The organism is Spiroplasma ixodetis, from assembly GCF_040369795.1.
Taxonomy (GTDB): Bacteria; Bacillota_I; Bacilli_A; order Mycoplasmatales; family VBWQ01; genus Spiroplasma_E; species Spiroplasma_E ixodetis_B.
In genome coordinates this window covers 358,939-374,693 of sequence record NZ_AP028955.1, presented here as the reverse complement: position 1 = coordinate 374,693, position 15,755 = coordinate 358,939, and the positions used below count along the sequence as shown (strand labels likewise).

Below are 15,755 nucleotides of genomic sequence, written 5' to 3'. Positions count from 1 at the left end.
TTAAAACTTAGATAAAAAAATATTTTTTGTTAAAATATAATTGATTTGATTTATGAAAGAAGTAATGATTATGAAACAATATTTAGATTTATGTCAATATGTTTTAGAAAAAGGATATAAAAAAGCTGATAGAACAGGCATTGGTACTGTTTCTACTTTTGGTTATCAAATGCGCTTTGATTTACAAAAAGGTTTTCCCATATTAACTACAAAAAAAGTTAATTTTGCTTCTATTGTTCATGAGTTATTATGATTTATTGCTGGTGATACTAATATTGAATATTTAGTTAAAAATAATGTTAGAATTTGAAATGAGTGACCTTATAAGAAATTTATGGAAAGTAAAAAATATCAAAATGAAACTTTAGAAGAATTTGTTGAAAAAATTAAAACTGATCATCAATTCGCTCTTGAATTTGGTGATTTAGGACCTGTTTATGGTAGACAATGACGTAATTTTAATGGTGTTGATCAGTTGCAGAAGTTAATAGAAAATTTAAAAAACAATCCTTTTTCACGAAGACACATTTTATCAGCATGAAATCCTGCGGAAATTAAAAATATGGCACTACCACCATGTCATACTTTAATTCAATTTTACGTTTCTGATGATAAAAAATTATCTTGTCAATTATATCAACGTAGTGCAGATATTTTTTTAGGAGTTCCTTTTAATATTGCTTCTTATGCATTATTAACAATAATGTTAGCACAAATATGTGGCTATCAGTTAGGAGAATTTATTCACACTTTAGGTGATGCTCATATTTATAGTAATCATTTTTCACAAATTAATGAACAATTAAGTAGAAAACCAAAATCATTACCAATTTTAGTTATTAATAAAAATATTACTAATTTATTTAATTTTAAATTTGAAGATTTTAAATTAGAACAATATGATCCATATCCGTTGATTAGAGGTCAGGTTGCAGTATAATGGTAATTTTAGTTTGAGCAATGACCAAAGAAAAGGTAATTGGTTTTAATAATAAATTGCCCTGAAAAATTAAAGAAGAAATGCAATATTTTCAGATCATTACTTTAAATAAAAATGTATTAATGGGTTCAAAAACTTTTGAAAGTATTGGCAAACCATTAAAAAATCGTTACAATATAGTTGTTACTAATCATCAAGAACGTTATCAACAATTTCTAAATGATAATAATATTACTTTCACAAATGATATTATTTCATATTTAAAACAATATCAAGGTAATAAAAAAACAGATATTTATATTATTGGTGGTGCTGAAATTTATAAGCAGACATGAGATTATGCTGATTTTTTATATGTTTCAGTCATTAAAAATTTATATAATGGTGATCTTTTATTTCCTATTAGTAATTTTTCTGATTTTAAATTAATCAAAACAACAGAATTTGCAGAATTTGTGGCGAATGTGTATCAAAGAAAGGAAAAAAAATAATAATGAACATTTGAAAAGCAATTTTAACTTGACCTTATTTATTACAAACTTATAGTAAATCAGGTTCAATGACAAGAAAGGTATTAAAAGACCCAAGTTTAGTTTCTGAAGCAAAACGATATATTTGATTGAAAAAACGTGTGCGTTATATTAAATGATTATATAATATTAAATTAACCGTTCATAACATTGAGAATTGACCAAAAAGAAAAGGCTGTGTAATGGTTGCCAATCATCAATCAAATTTTGATCCATTATTAGTATTATCGGTAAATGATTATAGTTTATATGCGCCTTTAGGTTTTATTGCAAAAGAAGAATTAAAAAAAAGCCATTTGGCACGAAGATTTATTTTTTTAATTGATGTTTTATTTATTGATCGTAATAATCCACGAACAGCCGTTACAGCTTTTCAAGAAGCAAAGGAATTAATTAGAATTCCGCGTACAATGATGATTTTTCCAGAAGGAACAAGAAGTCATCAACAAGAAATGCAAGAATTTAAAGCAGGTGCTTTTAATATGGCATATCAATCTTATGTACCAATTATTCCTGTTACTATTATTAATTCTTATCAAATTTTTGATCGAAAATATAAAGGCAAAAAAGATATTCATCTTATTTTTCATAAGCTAATTGAGCCAAGTGAATTTATTAAATTATCTACTGATGTATTATCAAAGCAAGTATTTAATATTATTGAAAAAGGAATTGATGATTTTAACAATAATAAAATTTAAGTAGTAATAATAAAAGGTTGTTAATTAACAACCTTTTATTATGTTTAAGAGTCAATAATTAATTTCTGATGTGATTTTTGTTTTTTATAATTACGTAAATTTTTTACTGATGTAATTATTAGTGAAGAAGATGTATATCAAATTATTACGATAATTAATCATAGTAGGATATTAATAAATTGTTCTTTATTTAAGCCAAGACCATTTTGTAATAATAAGAATACACTTAAGTAAGCACAAATAAGACCAATTGATCCACCTAATGTGAAAGCAATTGCTGGTTTAATTTAATAGTTTTTATCTTTAATAGACATATTCCGTAAATAAATTTAATCAATTGTCAATAATAATATTTATAAATTTTTTAGTGTTAATAATTATAGAAGTTAATATTTTTAAAAAAATACTTTAAAAATAAATTTATATTTCAAACACAAAAATTGTTAATATTATTTTTATATTAACTTGATAAAAATTTAAATTTTTAAAAAAATATTAAAAATATTTTTTTATTTTAATGGTTTTGTTTTATTAAAAATTTCACAAAGTAAGTTAAATCTTAAATACATAAGTCTAAATATACTTTTTCTACATTTATTTATTAAAATTTTGAATCTTTTTAATCAAGCAAAAACATGTTCAACTTTAATTCTAATTTTTGAAATAATTTTATTGTAGATTTTTTCTTGTTTAGTTAATTTTTTATTTTTAGTTTTTTTAATTGGTAATATAGTATTTTTATAAATATTTTGTATTCCTTGATATCCCAAATCACCAATAATTATTAGACATATTCCGTAAATAAATTTAATCAATTGTCAATAATAATATTTATAAATTTTTTAGTGTTAATAATTATAGAAGTTAATATTTTTAAAAAAATACTTTAAAAATAAATTTATATTTCAAACACAAAAATTGTTAATATTATTTTTATATTAACTTGATAAAAATTTAAATTTTTAAAAAAATATTTTTAATATTTTTTTATTTTAATGGTTTTGTTTTATTAAAAATTTCACAAAGTAAGTTAAATCTTAAGTACATAAGTCTAAATATACTTTTTCTACATTTATTTATTAAAATTTTGAATCTTTTTAATCAAGCAAAAACATGTTCAACTTTAATTCTAATTTTTGAAATAATTTTATTGTAGATTTTTTCTTGTTTAGTTAATTTTTTATTTTTAGTTTTTTAATTGGTAATATAGTATTTTTATAAATATTTTGTATTACTTGATATCCCAAATCACCAATAATTATTGTTTTTTCTGAAAATTCAAGATTTGAATTTTTTAATATTTGAAAATCATGTACTTTTCCATTATCAGCAAAAATATCAACAATTTTTTTATTAAAAAAGTCATATATAATTTGAAATTTTATAGAAAACATTCAACTTTTACCAGAAAAATATTCTAACTGTAGTTTTTTTTAGTTGGTCTTTCAATTTCAATTTCAGTTGAATCAATTAAATAAAATTGAAATTCATTTAAATATTCTTGTTTTTTATCAATTTTTGATTTATATTTTGTTTTTAAAAACTGATAATCTTTGTCATCACTAAGTTTATTTTCTACTCAAGTAATATTTCGAAAACAACTTGATGCACTCATTTTATATTTAATACTCATTTGGAAAAAGTATAATATTCTTTTCAGTATACTAAAGTCATCATCAATCTTTCTTCAACTGAAAGTTTATATTTTCTACCTTTAGTTTTTTTTAAATTTTCTATTTCAATTAATTTTGTTAACATTTCATCAAAATGAAAACGTTTTATACCAAAATATCTATAAAATTGTTCATTTTTTAATTTTTTTAAATTTTCAAAATTCATTTTTATCAACACCTTATTAATTTATTAATAAAGAAATTATAAAATAAATTTTAAATTATTAATTGACTTTTAAAAAATTTATTTACGGAATATGTCTATTGATGAATCTGGAATTGATGATAATGAATTTTATAAATATGGTTGATCTGAAAAAGGTAAAAGATTATTTGATAATAAACCCGCATATAAAATAAAAAGAATGAGTATAATTGGTTCACTAAATAAAGGTAAATTAAAAGCTCTATGAGCATTTGAAGGACATTGCAACAGTAAAATTTTTGAATCATATGTAAAAAATATACTAATTCCAGTATTAAAGCGTGGACAAATTATAGTTTTAGATAATCCAACGTTTCATAAATCTAAATTAACACAACAATTAATTGAAAATGCTGGATGCAAACTATTATTTCTTCCACCATATTCTCCTAATTTAAATCCAATTGAACATTTTTGATTTGCTATAAAACATAATATAAGAAAAATATTACCAAATTATTGACCAAATATTAAAAAAGCGATTGATTTTGTTTTTCAAGATATGAGTAAACATTAATTTAGTTAGATATACAATATATTTTTTCAAAGATAAAACTAAATAAAAAAACTATTTATTTGATTTTAAGCAAATTAATAAAAACACCTATAAGTTTTATTTTAATATATAATTTTTCATAAGACATATTCCGTAAATAAATTTTTTAAAAGTCAATTAATAATTTAAAATTTATTTTATAATTTCTTTATTGATAAATTAATAAGGTGTTGATAAAAATGAATTTTGAAAATTTAAAAAAATTAAAAAATGAACAATTTTATAGATATTTTGGTATAAAACGTTTTCATTTTGATGAAATGTTAACAAAATTAATTGAAATAGAAAATTTAAAAAAACTAAAGGTAGAAAATATAAACTTTCAGTTGAAGAAAGGTTGATGATGACTTTAGTATACTGAAAAGAATATTATACTTTTTTCCAAATGAGTATTAAATATAAAATGAGTGCATCAAGTTGTTTTCGAAATATTACTTGAGTAGAAAATAAACTTAGTGATGACAAAGATTATCAGTTTTTAAAAACAAAATATAAATCAAAAATTGAGAAAAAACAAGAAGATTTAAATGAATTTCAATTTTATTTAATTGATTCAACTGAAATTGAAATTGAAAGACCAACTAAAAAAAACTACAGTTAGAATATTTTTCTGGTAAAAGTTGAATTTTCAGAAAAAACAATAATTATTGGTGATTCGGGATATCAAGGAATACAAAATATTTATAAAAATACTATATTACCAATTAAAAAAACTAAAAATAAAAAATTAACTAAACAAGAAAAAATCTACAATAAAATTATTTCAAAAATTAGAATTAAAGTTGAACATGTTTTTGCTTGATTAAAAAGATTAAAAATTTTAATAAATAAATGTAGAAAAAGTATATTTAGACTTATGTACTTAAGATTTAACTTACTTTGTGAAATTTTTAATAAAACAAAACCATTAAAATAAAAAAACATTAAAAATATTTTTTTAAAAATTTAAATTTTTATTAAGTTAATATAAAAATAATATTAACAATTTTTGTGTTTGAAATATAAATTTATTTTTAAAGTATTTTTTTAAAAATATTAACTTCTATAATTATTAACACTAAAAAATTTATAAATATTATTATTGACCATTGATTAAATTTATTTACGGAATATGTCTATATATGAAAATAACTTAAATGATATTTAACATTAAAAAAACATTTTTTTAATTTTCATAAAGCAAAAATGGTTTACAAAAAATATTAACTAGATATAGTAAATTATTATTTTTTTAACAATAATATCTGTATACTAAAATTATATGAAAAATAAAATAGTATTTTACACAAAAATGTTAACACTATATAATAAGAGTTTTTATTAATATAAAAAAGGAGTAAGAAATGCGTTTTATAGATGTAACAAAATTAAAAGTTACTGCTGGCAAAGGTGGTGATGGTGTTGTTGCTTTTCGTCGTGAACTTTACGTAGCCAAAGGCGGTCCATCTGGTGGAGATGGAGGAAGAGGCGGTAATATTATCTTTATTGGCGATTCGGGTATGAATACTCTATTAGACTTATGTAAAAATAAAGAAATAACTGCTGAAGACGGTAAAAATGGCGCACCCAAAAATATGCATGGACGTAAAGGAACCAATACTTATGTAAAAGTTCCGTTGGGTACTATTATTAGAGATAACAAAACTCAAAATATTCTTGGTGATATTATTAAAGATAAACAAGAAATAATAATTGCTGTCGGTGGTCTTGGTGGACTAGGAAATGCTCGTTTTGCTTCGGCAATAAATCGAGTACCTAAAATATGTGAAAAAGGAATGCCTGGACAACATTTTGAAATAATTTGTGAGTTGAAATTATTGGCTAATGCCGGATTAGTTGGGTTGCCTAACGCTGGTAAATCAACATTATTAGGAGCTATTTCTGCTTCAACTCCAACAGTTGCTGATTATCCTTTTGCTACTCTTAATCCGCATTTAGGTGTTGTTAAAGTTGATAAAAATAATAATTTTGTTATGGCGGATTTGCCTGGATTAATAGCGGGAGCTAGTTTAGGAAAAGGACTAGGTTTACAATTTTTGCGTCATATTGAACGTTGTCAAGTTTTAGTACATATGATTGATATTAGTGATAAGACTCAAGATCATTTTTTAAATTATCAATTAATTATGAGTGAATTAGAAAGTTATAATAAAGATTTGACAAAAAAACCGCATTTAATTGTTGCAAATAAAATTGATTTACCAGATGCAGAAACTAATTTAGAGAAATTAAAAGAACAAATTAAATTACCAATAATTGCAATTTCTGCTATGAAACATATTAGTTTGGATATATTAATTAAAGATATTGCTAAAGATGTTGAAAAAGAACAACTGCATCAAGTTAATAATGATGCAAATAATGAAGAACATATTCTTTATGAATATATTAATAAAGAAGAAGTTCCACAAGTTTTTATTACTAAAATTGCAAGTAATCAATGAACTATTTCTGGTAAAACCGTTGAATTAATATATCAAAAAAATCCTTTAAATAATTATCATAATATTTTATTATTTAAAATTAAATTACAAGATTTAGGAATTTATGATGAATTAAGAAAGCAAGGAATAAAAAAAGGTGATCATGTTAAGATTTTTAATTATGATATGATTTGAGAAGAATAATAAAAAAGGGCAAAGGGAAATAGGAAATGAAAATAGTAATTAGTTTATTGGTAGTTATTTTAATTATTAGTAGTATTGGTAGCTTAATAATTTATATGCAAATTAAAAAAAGTCAGAATGTTACTAGCGACCCAATCGCACAAGACTTTTTAAAAATGCAAGTAGAAACTTTAAAAGAACAATTAAATGATTTTAAAATATCATGAAATGGTTCAGATCGTGATAAAACCGAAAAATTAATTAATTTAATGAGCAATATTGATAATTTTCAAAAAAATTTAGATAAAAAAGAAGATGATTATAAACGCAATGCTGATGTCATTCAAAGACAAGTAGTAGATGTTATTAAAGATTTAGCAAAGTTACAAGAATCATCAACTGTTTTAGGAAAAATTAATGATAATATTCAAAGTTTACAAGAAGTTTTTATTAATACTAAAAAACGTGGTAATGTTGGTGAATTTGTTTTAGAAAAAATTTTGACTAATATGTTGGGTTCAAATCAAAAATTATGAGAACGACAATATAAAACAATTGATGGCAAAGTTGTTGATGCCTATGTAAAAACAGATTCTGAAAAAGAAGGAATTGCTATTGATTCAAAGTTTTCAATTGATAACTATCAAAGGTATTTAGTAAGTGAAGATATTAAAGTTAAAGAAAATTATTTAAAAGATTTTCGTAATGATATTCGTAAACGAATTGATGAAGTTGGAAAATATATTAATATTAAAAATAAGATTTCTAGCGCAGTAATGTTTATTCCTTCTGAAGAAATATTTGCTTTTATTTACGCACAATTTGCTGATGATATTATTGAATATGCTTTTAAGAAACGTGTTTGAATTACCTCTCCTACTACTTTATCTGCTGTTTTATTTACAGTTGATAAAAATCGTAAAGACATTGATTTCAATAAAAATTTAGAAAAAATGGCAAAAAAATTACGTTTATTCAAAGATGATTTTGATCGTTGGGTTGATAGATGAGAAAAAGTTAAGTCTGGTTTTGATACAACTAATAAAGCCATTGAAACTTTAGATAAAACCCATAATAAAATTGCTGGACATTATAACAATATTTTTGAAATGTCTGAAGAAATAAAAGAGAGTGAATAATTATGAATTTAGAACAATATTTAGATGAAATTATTAAATTTTTACAAAGTGAAGTAAAAAAAGCGAATGCCAAAGGTTTAATTGTTGGTTTAAGTGGTGGTGTTGACTCAGCAGTAGTAGCGTTATTGATTAAAAAAGCTTTTCCTAATGATCATTTATCATTAATTATGCCTTGTTTTTCGCCAGATATTGATTTAGAATATGCAAATAATTTAGTTAATATTCATAAATTAAATGCCAAAGTAGTTAATTTAAATAATGTTTTTTTAAGTTTTAAAAAAACATTAGAAACTGAAATTAATATAGAAAAATCAAAATTAATTTTAGGAAATTTAAAAGCTAGATTAAGAACGAATACTCTTTATGCATATGCACAAAATCATAATTATTTAGTTGTAGGAACAGATAATAGCGACGAATGACACATTGGTTATTTTACTAAATATGGTGATGGTGGTGTTGATTTATTACCAATTATTCATTTGTTAAAAAAAGATGTTTTTGCTGCAGCAAAGATATTAAAAGTTAATGAAGAGATCATTATTCGTAAGCCAACTGCTGGTTTGTGAGATGGACAAACCGATGAAACGGAAATGCAATTTAATTATGAACAATTAGATCAATATTTACTAGGAAATAAATCATTAATACCATCATCAGTAATTAATAAAATTGAATTTATGCATAAGAATAGTGCACACAAAAGAATACCTGTACCGCAAGCTCCAAAATGAACAAGAAAAAAATAAAGGAATGAGAATATGGATGGACATTCACAATATGCAAATATTAAAAATCGTAAAGATGCCCAAGATAACAAACGTGGTAAAATTTTTCAAAAATTTTCAAGAGAAATTTATTTTGCTGTGGGCGTATCAAGTTAATGGTTAGATTTAATAAGAACTTAAATGAGAGATAACACTCTCATTTTTACTTGTTTAACAATTATAATTAATTATAATTGTTAAACAAGTACTTTATTAAAGTAATTAATTATTACATAACTAAATAAAAAAATATTTAGGCTATTGTGCTGGAATATTCCAATAGTAATTTTTGTGTTGCTCTTTGAAAATTTCAAAAATTTTGGTCCCCTTCCCCTAGAACACCTACTCTCCAAGGCTTATGCTACTGTAAGTAGCATAAGCCTTGCGTATAGTAGATATAGCTAACTAAAGTAATGTTTACTCATATATTGAAAAACAAAATCAATCGCTTTTTTAATATTTGGTCAATAATTTGGTAATATTTTTCTTATATTATGTTTTATAGCAAATCAAAAATGTTCAATTGGATTTAAATTAGGAGAATATGGTGGAAGAAATAATAGTTTTCATCCAGCATTTTCAATTAATTGTTGTGTTAATTTAGATTTATGAAACGTTGCATTATCTAAAACTATAATTTGTCCACGCTTTAATACTGGAATTAGTATATTTTTTACATATGATTCAAAAATTTTACTGTTGCAATGTCCTTCAAATGCTCATATGGCTTTTAATTTACCTTTATTCAGTGAACCAATTATACTCATTCTTTTTATTTTATATGCGGGTTTATTATCAAATAATCTTTTACCTTTTTCAGATCAACCATATTTATAAAATTCATTATCAGCAATTGCAGATTCATCAATATATAATACTAAATCTTCATTAGACATATTCCGTAAATAAATTTAATCAATTGTCAATAATAATATTTATAAATTTTTTAGTGTTAATAATTATAGAAGTTAATATTTTTAAAAAAATACTTTAAAAATAAATTTATATTTCAAACACAAAAATTATTAATATTATTTTTATATTAACTTAATAAAAATTTAAATTTTTAAAAAAATATTAAAAATATTTTTTTATTTTAATGGTTTTGTTTTATTAAAAATTTCACAAAGTAAGTTAAATCTTAAGTACATAAGTCTAAATATACTTTTTCTACATTTATTTATTAAAATTTTGAATCTTTTTAATCAAGCAAAAACATGTTCAACTTTAATTCTAATTTTTGAAATAATTTTATTGTAGATTTTTTCTTGTTTAGTTAATTTTTTATTTTTAGTTTTTTTAATTGGTAATATAGTATTTTTATAAATATTTTGTATTCCTTGATATCCCAAATCACCAATAATTATTGTTTTTTCTGAAAATTCAAGATTTGAATTTTTTAATATTTGAAAATCATGTACTTTTCCATTATCAGCAAAAATATCAACAATTTTTTTATTAAAAAAGTCATATATAATTTTAAATTTTATAGAAAACATTCAACTTTTACCAGAAAAATATTCTAACTGTAGTTTTTTTTAGTTGGTCTTTCAATTTCAATTTCAGTTGAATCAATTAAATAAAATTGAAATTCATTTAAATCTTCTTGTTTTTTATCAATTTTTGATTTTCATTTTGTTTTTAAAAACTGATAATCTTTGTCATCACTAAGTTTATTTTCTACTCAAGTAATATTTCGAAAACAACTTGATGCACTCATTTTATATTTAATACTCATTTGGAAAAAAGTATAATATTCTTTTCAGTATACTAAAGTCATCATCAATCTTTCTTCAACTGAAAGTTTATATTTTCTACCTTTACTTTTTTTTAAATTTTCTATTTCAATTAATTTTGTTAACATTTCATCAAAATGAAAACGTTTTATACCAAAATATCTATAAAATTGTTCATTTTTTAATTTTTTTAAATTTTCAAAATTCATTTTTATCAACACCTTATTAATTTATTAATAAAGAAATTATAAAATAAATTTTAAATTATTAATTGACTTTTAAAAAATTTATTTACGGAATATGTCTAATATATACTAAATCTTCGTTCATTATTTTAGCTATTTCTTTTAAAAAATCTTCTTGTTTATTTTTATCTCTTTGTTCATATAAAAAAGTTTTTTTATATGTATAATTTAGTTTTTTGAAATAGTTATAAACTGTATCTTTAGTCATATCACCAAATTTTTCAATTACTTTTTGAACTGTAACATCTTTATTTTGCACTAAATAATTTTTTAATTCATCTAAATCCTTTATTTTGTGGCTATGTCCTTTTTGATAATTAAAAATTGGTTTTATATGCCCAGTTTCTTTTTTTCTTTTTCTTCATAAGAATAAAGTCTTTCTAGTAATATTGAACACTTTACAAATTTCTTTAATTTTCATGTTTTTACTTTCATAGGCTTCTATTACTTTTCTTCGTAAGTCTTCACTGTATGGTTTTGGCATAATTTAATCTTCCTAATCTATTTTAAATATTGCTGAATTGTACTTTTAAATTCAAAAACTGTTTAAATTACATATTATTATTTTACATTATTTATGAGTAAACATTACTTTAGTTAGCTATATATTAAAAATATTCCAAATATTACTAGAAATGAAAATGAATTAATATCTTGTGAATTTTATGAACAATATAATGGTTATTATATTTTTAAAAATGATAAAAATCAAGAATGTTTTAAATATAACATTACATGAGAACAAGGCATGAAAAGTTTTAAAATAAATAATCCATATAACGATAATGATTTGGCAATAAATTATATAGTGGAATGGCAACCCTTTTTAGGACTGTTTTTTGGTAGACATTTGTGCTTGGTGTTTTATGGGGATTAAGTAGTTTAGAGTGCTGTGGATTCTTATGTTGTTGTATCAATTGATATAATCAAATAATTCTAATTTTAATTGGGTTAATGATGTAAAATTTTTATCATTAATAAATTCTGTTTTGAAAGTTGCTTCAGCAACGGCGTTATAATAATGACAACCTTTTTTGCTTAAAGAGCGGGTAATATTGAAGGCTAATAAAAGTTTATCAATAGTTTTATTATTAAATTAATTACCGCGATCGCTATGAAATATTTGAATATTTTTTAAACAACGATTTGAGCACATAAATGCTTGATATACTAATGATGCATCTTTTTTAGTAACTAAACTATGTCCAATAATTTCGCGATTGTACAGGTGGATTAATAAGCAAATATAGTTTCATTTACCATTAACTTGAACATAAGTTAAATCACTAACAATAACTTCATTTTTAAGCCTATTATTAAAGTCTCTATTAACAAGATTAGTAATTTGACTATCATTGACTTTATTATGATAATTTAGTAATTTTTAGTAATCTGTGTAACTTACAAAAATAACTAGGTTTAATTAATTCTAGTAAATAAAATTAAATAACTAGAAAGAGTGAGTTACGTATGTCTAAAAAACAAAATATTAATAATAATGATCCAATATCAAAAGCAGTAGATTTATTATTAAAAAATACTGAAGATTTAACAACAGTTTTTAAAGAGGGAGGTTTATATAAAGAATTAACAAAAAGATTAGTTGAAAAAATGTTGAATTTTGAAATGCAAAATTATTTAGGATATGAAAAAAATCAACATAATAATAGCGATAATGCTCGTAATGGTATAAGTTCAAAAAAATTAATAACTCAACAAGGTAAAATTGAGATTAATGTACCACGAGATCGTAATAGTAATTTTGGACCAGTAATAGTTGCAAAAAGACAAAGAAGATTTGATGGTTTTGATCAACAAGTTCTTTCATTATATGCCAAAGGCATGACTTTATCAGATATTAGAATGCAGTTACAATAGTTATATCATGGTACTGATATTAGTGAAAGTGTTATTGGTCAAATTACTGATGATGTTATTGATGATGTTAAAGCATAACAAAATCGGCCATTAGAAATTGTTTATCCGATTGTTTATTTTGATTGTATAGTAGTTAAAGTACGACAAGATAAACGCATTATTAACAAATCAGTTTATATAGCACTAGGAGTTGATTTAGAAGGTAAAAAAGATATTTTAGGTTTATGAATTAGTGGAAATGAAGGTTCTAAGTTTTGATTATCTAATTTCACAGAAATGAAAAATCGAGTCTTAAATGATATTCTTATTGCTTGTAGTGACAATTTAACAGGAATGTCAGAAGCAATACAATTAGTTTATTCTAAAACCGAACATCAATTATGCATAGTTCATCAAAATGGAAAAGTACATTATTTTCAAATATTAAAAAATTCAAATCTTGAATTTTCAGAAAAAACAATAATTATTGGTGATTTGGGATATCAAGGAATACAAAATATTTATAAAAATACTATATTACCAATTAAAAAAACTAAAAATAAAAAATTAACTAAACAATAAAAAAACTACAATAAAATTATTTCAAAAATTAGAATTAAAGTTGAACATGTTTTTGCTTGATTAAAAATATTCAAAATTTTAATAAATAAATGTAGAAAAAGTATATTTAGACTTATGTACTTAAGATTTAACTTACTTTGTGAAATTTTTAATAAAACAAAACCATTAAAATAAAAAAATATTTTTAATATTTTTTTAAAAATTTAAATTTTTATCAAGTTAATATAAAAATAATATTAACAATTTTTGTGTTTGAAATATAAATTTATTTTTAAAGTATTTTTTTAAAAATATTAACTTCTATAATTATTAACACTAAAAAATTTATAAATATTATTATTGACAATTGATTAAATTTATTTACGGAATATGTCTAATGTTTTATAGCAAATCAAAAATGTTCAATTTGATTTAAATTAGGAGAATATGGTGGAAGAAATAATAGTTTGCATCCAGCATTTTCAATTAATTGTTGTGTTAATTTAGATTTATGAAACGTTGCATTATCTAAAACTATAATTTGTCCATGCTTTAATACTGGAATTAGTATATTTTTTACATATGATTCAAAAATTTTACTGTTGCAATGTCCTTCAAATGCTCATAGAGCTTTTAATTTACCTTTATTTAGTGAACCAATTATACTCATTCTTTTTATTTTATATGCGGGTTTATTATCAAATAATCTTTTACCTTTTTCAGATCAACCATATTTATAAAATTCATTATCATCAATTCCAGATTCATCAATATATACTAAATCTTCATTCATTATTTTAGCTATTTCTTTTAAAAAATCTTCTTGTTTGTTTTTATCTCTTTGTTCATATAGAAAAGTTTTTTTTATATGTATAATTTAGTTTTTTGAAATAGTTATAAACTGTTTCTTTAGTCATATCACCAAATTTTTCAATCACTTTTTGGACTGTAACATCTTTATTTTGCGCTAAATAATTTTTTAATTCATCTAAATCCTTTATTTTGTGGCTATGTCCTTTTTGATAATTCAAAATTGGTTTTATATGCCCAGTTTCTTTTTTTCTTTTTCTTAATAAGAATAAAGTCTTTCTAGTAATATTGAACACTTTACAAATTTCTTTAATTTTCATGTTTTTACTTTCATAGGCTTCTATTACTTTTCTTCGTAAGTCTTCACTGTATGGTTTTGGCATAATTTAATCTTCCTAATCTATTTTAAATATTGCTGAATTGTACTTTTAAATTCAAAAACTGTTTAAATTACATATTATTATTTTACATTATTTATGATTAAACATTACTTTAGTTAGCTATAAGTAGCTGCTCTTGTAACATTGCACTCTTTAGCAAGACAAGACACTGACTTACCACTTTGATATAAAGCTACTATTTGTTTTTTAAATTCATCTGAATATGAGTTAATATTGGCCATAATTATAATTCCTTTCTTTTAACTAATTTGTTCACTTGTCTACGTAATTAGTGTCCAATAAAGTGTAACCCATCCACTTTCAACTTCGCTATATATTTCAAACAATCGTTTTCATTTTGAAATATGCTATTGAATTCATTTCAATTCATTTTTTCCTCCACACTAGTACATGTGGGGATAATTTCCATATGTTTTTATTTTTTTTTACTTTCATAAGTGACTGAAGTTGTTCTTTAGAACTCATTTCAATATTATATAAAAAATTTAATGATAATATATTTTTTAAAATTGGTTCATTGATACCATTTTCTAATGTTAATGCATTATTCACTGGTATCAATGTCTCAACATTATTGCTACTTATGATACTTGAAGATGAGTTATTAAAGTTTAATAAATTGTTTGGCGTATTTTTGCTCCTTTTTAAAAATTAAAAACTATTATAAAGTAATAGTTAACTTTAAATAAAATTATATTTATTATTTAAATTATACGTGTATTTTAATATTTTTAATTTACTTAATCAATCAAAAACTTTCTTCCATAATGAATAAAATAATTATTAATTACAACAATAAAAAAAGAGTAAGACTTTTTACTTACTCTCTAAATTAATACTAATTATGTTTTATTTTGGCGGTCTTGACGGGGATCGAACCCGCGATCTCCTCCGTGACAGGGAGGCGTATTAACCACTTTACCACAAGACCGTGGTTGCGGAGACTGGATTTGAACCAATGATCTTCGGATTATGAGCCCGACGGGATACCACTTCCCCACTCCGCGATGTATAAAATTTAATAATAA

General features: G+C 22.3%; 22 protein-coding genes, 2 tRNA genes and 2 pseudogenes. 12 read left to right on the top strand and 14 right to left on the bottom strand.

Going from position 1 to position 15,755, the window contains the following annotated elements:
* Positions 1–70: 70 nt before the first annotated feature.
* The 3 genes from thyA to ABWV63_RS02685 all read left to right on the top strand — a co-directional run bounded on the left by thyA (position 71) and on the right by ABWV63_RS02685 (position 2,171).
* Entirely contained in the window at positions 71–940 is an 870-nt protein-coding gene (gene thyA / locus ABWV63_RS02695; RefSeq protein WP_353306705.1) for a thymidylate synthase, read from the top strand.
* Positions 940–1,431, top strand: a complete 492-nt coding sequence (locus tag ABWV63_RS02690) for a dihydrofolate reductase (RefSeq protein ID WP_353306704.1) — start codon at positions 940–942, stop codon at positions 1,429–1,431. The genes thyA and ABWV63_RS02690 overlap by 1 nt, the downstream gene beginning before the upstream one ends.
* 68 nt (positions 1,432–1,499) lie before the next feature.
* Positions 1,500–2,171 carry a lysophospholipid acyltransferase family protein gene (locus tag ABWV63_RS02685; protein WP_353306703.1) on the top strand — a complete coding sequence of 224 codons (672 nt, stop codon included), beginning with the start codon at positions 1,500–1,502 and terminating at the stop codon, positions 2,169–2,171.
* A 509-nt stretch (positions 2,172–2,680) separates the two neighbouring features.
* On the opposite strand, the gene ABWV63_RS02680 is transcribed toward ABWV63_RS02685, so the two are convergent.
* The 4 genes from ABWV63_RS02680 to ABWV63_RS02665 all read right to left on the bottom strand — a co-directional run bounded on the left by ABWV63_RS02680 (position 2,681) and on the right by ABWV63_RS02665 (position 4,010).
* On the bottom strand, positions 2,681–2,986 hold the full coding sequence (locus ABWV63_RS02680; protein ID WP_353306702.1) for a transposase family protein: 306 nt from the start codon (positions 2,984–2,986) through the stop codon (positions 2,681–2,683).
* 357 nt (positions 2,987–3,343) lie between these two features.
* Positions 3,344–3,565 (bottom strand): hypothetical protein, encoded by a 222-nt coding sequence (locus ABWV63_RS02675; RefSeq protein WP_353306701.1) that lies wholly within the window; start codon positions 3,563–3,565, stop codon positions 3,344–3,346.
* Positions 3,566–3,588: 23 nt separating this feature from the next.
* Entirely contained in the window at positions 3,589–3,804 is a 216-nt protein-coding gene (locus tag ABWV63_RS02670) for a hypothetical protein (RefSeq protein WP_353306700.1), read from the bottom strand.
* Positions 3,747–4,010, bottom strand: coding sequence for a hypothetical protein (locus ABWV63_RS02665; protein WP_353305542.1), 264 nt, complete (start codon positions 4,008–4,010; stop codon positions 3,747–3,749). Before ABWV63_RS02665 ends, ABWV63_RS02670 begins: the two co-directional genes overlap by 58 nt.
* Before the next feature lie 91 nt (positions 4,011–4,101).
* On the opposite strand from ABWV63_RS02665, the gene ABWV63_RS02660 reads away from it, so the two are divergent.
* From ABWV63_RS02660 to ABWV63_RS02625, 8 genes and pseudogenes are all read left to right on the top strand, one after another.
* Entirely contained in the window at positions 4,102–4,566 is a 465-nt protein-coding gene (locus tag ABWV63_RS02660) for an IS630 family transposase (protein WP_353306699.1), read from the top strand.
* Positions 4,567–4,784: 218 nt separating this feature from the next.
* Positions 4,785–4,958, top strand: a complete 174-nt coding sequence (locus ABWV63_RS02655; RefSeq protein WP_353306698.1) for a hypothetical protein — start codon at positions 4,785–4,787, stop codon at positions 4,956–4,958.
* Positions 4,943–5,206 (top strand): transposase family protein, encoded by a 264-nt coding sequence (locus ABWV63_RS02650; protein ID WP_353306697.1) that lies wholly within the window; start codon positions 4,943–4,945, stop codon positions 5,204–5,206. The genes ABWV63_RS02655 and ABWV63_RS02650 overlap by 16 nt, the downstream gene beginning before the upstream one ends.
* 3 nt (positions 5,207–5,209) lie before the next feature.
* Positions 5,210–5,521 (top strand): transposase family protein, encoded by a 312-nt coding sequence (locus ABWV63_RS02645; RefSeq protein ID WP_353307159.1) that lies wholly within the window; start codon positions 5,210–5,212, stop codon positions 5,519–5,521.
* A gap of 427 nt (positions 5,522–5,948) precedes the next feature.
* Complete coding sequence (gene obgE / locus ABWV63_RS02640) at positions 5,949–7,232, top strand: GTPase ObgE (RefSeq protein ID WP_353306696.1); 1,284 nt, start codon at positions 5,949–5,951, stop codon at positions 7,230–7,232.
* Between the two features lie 95 nt (positions 7,233–7,327).
* Positions 7,328–8,350 (top strand): DNA recombination protein RmuC, encoded by a 1,023-nt coding sequence (locus tag ABWV63_RS02635; protein ID WP_353306695.1) that lies wholly within the window; start codon positions 7,328–7,330, stop codon positions 8,348–8,350.
* A complete protein-coding gene (gene nadE / locus ABWV63_RS02630) occupies positions 8,347–9,099 on the top strand; it encodes an NAD(+) synthase (protein WP_353307158.1) in 753 nt (250 codons plus the stop codon). The genes ABWV63_RS02635 and nadE overlap by 4 nt, the downstream gene beginning before the upstream one ends.
* Positions 9,100–9,111: 12 nt before the next feature.
* Positions 9,112–9,219: pseudogene (locus tag ABWV63_RS02625) on the top strand (YebC/PmpR family DNA-binding transcriptional regulator); the annotation flags it as partial.
* 299 nt (positions 9,220–9,518) lie between these two features.
* Here the strand turns inward: ABWV63_RS02625 and ABWV63_RS02620 are convergent.
* The 5 genes from ABWV63_RS02620 to ABWV63_RS02600 form a co-directional block, all read right to left on the bottom strand.
* Positions 9,519–10,013, bottom strand: coding sequence for an IS630 family transposase (locus ABWV63_RS02620; protein ID WP_353306694.1), 495 nt, complete (start codon positions 10,011–10,013; stop codon positions 9,519–9,521).
* A gap of 195 nt (positions 10,014–10,208) precedes the next feature.
* Positions 10,209–10,616: a transposase family protein gene (locus ABWV63_RS02615; RefSeq protein ID WP_353306693.1), complete on the bottom strand. Its 408-nt coding sequence runs from the start codon at positions 10,614–10,616 to the stop codon at positions 10,209–10,211.
* A 23-nt stretch (positions 10,617–10,639) separates the two neighbouring features.
* Positions 10,640–11,062 carry a transposase family protein gene (locus ABWV63_RS02610; RefSeq protein WP_353306692.1) on the bottom strand — a complete coding sequence of 141 codons (423 nt, stop codon included), beginning with the start codon at positions 11,060–11,062 and terminating at the stop codon, positions 10,640–10,642.
* A gap of 82 nt (positions 11,063–11,144) precedes the next feature.
* On the bottom strand, positions 11,145–11,582 hold the full coding sequence (locus ABWV63_RS02605; RefSeq protein WP_353306691.1) for an IS630 transposase-related protein: 438 nt from the start codon (positions 11,580–11,582) through the stop codon (positions 11,145–11,147).
* A gap of 342 nt (positions 11,583–11,924) precedes the next feature.
* Positions 11,925–12,038: an IS3 family transposase gene (locus tag ABWV63_RS02600; protein WP_353307157.1), complete on the bottom strand. Its 114-nt coding sequence runs from the start codon at positions 12,036–12,038 to the stop codon at positions 11,925–11,927.
* 530 nt (positions 12,039–12,568) lie between these two features.
* On the opposite strand from ABWV63_RS02600, the pseudogene ABWV63_RS02595 reads away from it, so the two are divergent.
* Positions 12,569–13,537, top strand: a pseudogene (locus ABWV63_RS02595) (IS256 family transposase).
* A gap of 373 nt (positions 13,538–13,910) precedes the next feature.
* On the opposite strand, the gene ABWV63_RS02590 reads toward ABWV63_RS02595, so the two are convergent.
* From ABWV63_RS02590 to ABWV63_RS02570, 5 genes are all read right to left on the bottom strand, one after another.
* Positions 13,911–14,309, bottom strand: coding sequence for an IS630 family transposase (locus tag ABWV63_RS02590; RefSeq protein WP_353306690.1), 399 nt, complete (start codon positions 14,307–14,309; stop codon positions 13,911–13,913).
* Between the two features lie 40 nt (positions 14,310–14,349).
* Positions 14,350–14,709, bottom strand: a complete 360-nt coding sequence (locus tag ABWV63_RS02585) for an IS630 transposase-related protein (RefSeq protein WP_353306689.1) — start codon at positions 14,707–14,709, stop codon at positions 14,350–14,352.
* 113 nt (positions 14,710–14,822) lie between these two features.
* Positions 14,823–14,948: a transposase gene (locus ABWV63_RS02580; protein ID WP_353306688.1), complete on the bottom strand. Its 126-nt coding sequence runs from the start codon at positions 14,946–14,948 to the stop codon at positions 14,823–14,825.
* A gap of 634 nt (positions 14,949–15,582) precedes the next feature.
* Positions 15,583–15,658: transfer RNA gene (locus tag ABWV63_RS02575), tRNA-Asp, on the bottom strand.
* A gap of 1 nt (position 15,659) precedes the next feature.
* Positions 15,660–15,734: transfer RNA gene (locus tag ABWV63_RS02570), tRNA-Met, on the bottom strand.
* Between the last annotated feature and the right edge of the window lie 21 nt (positions 15,735–15,755).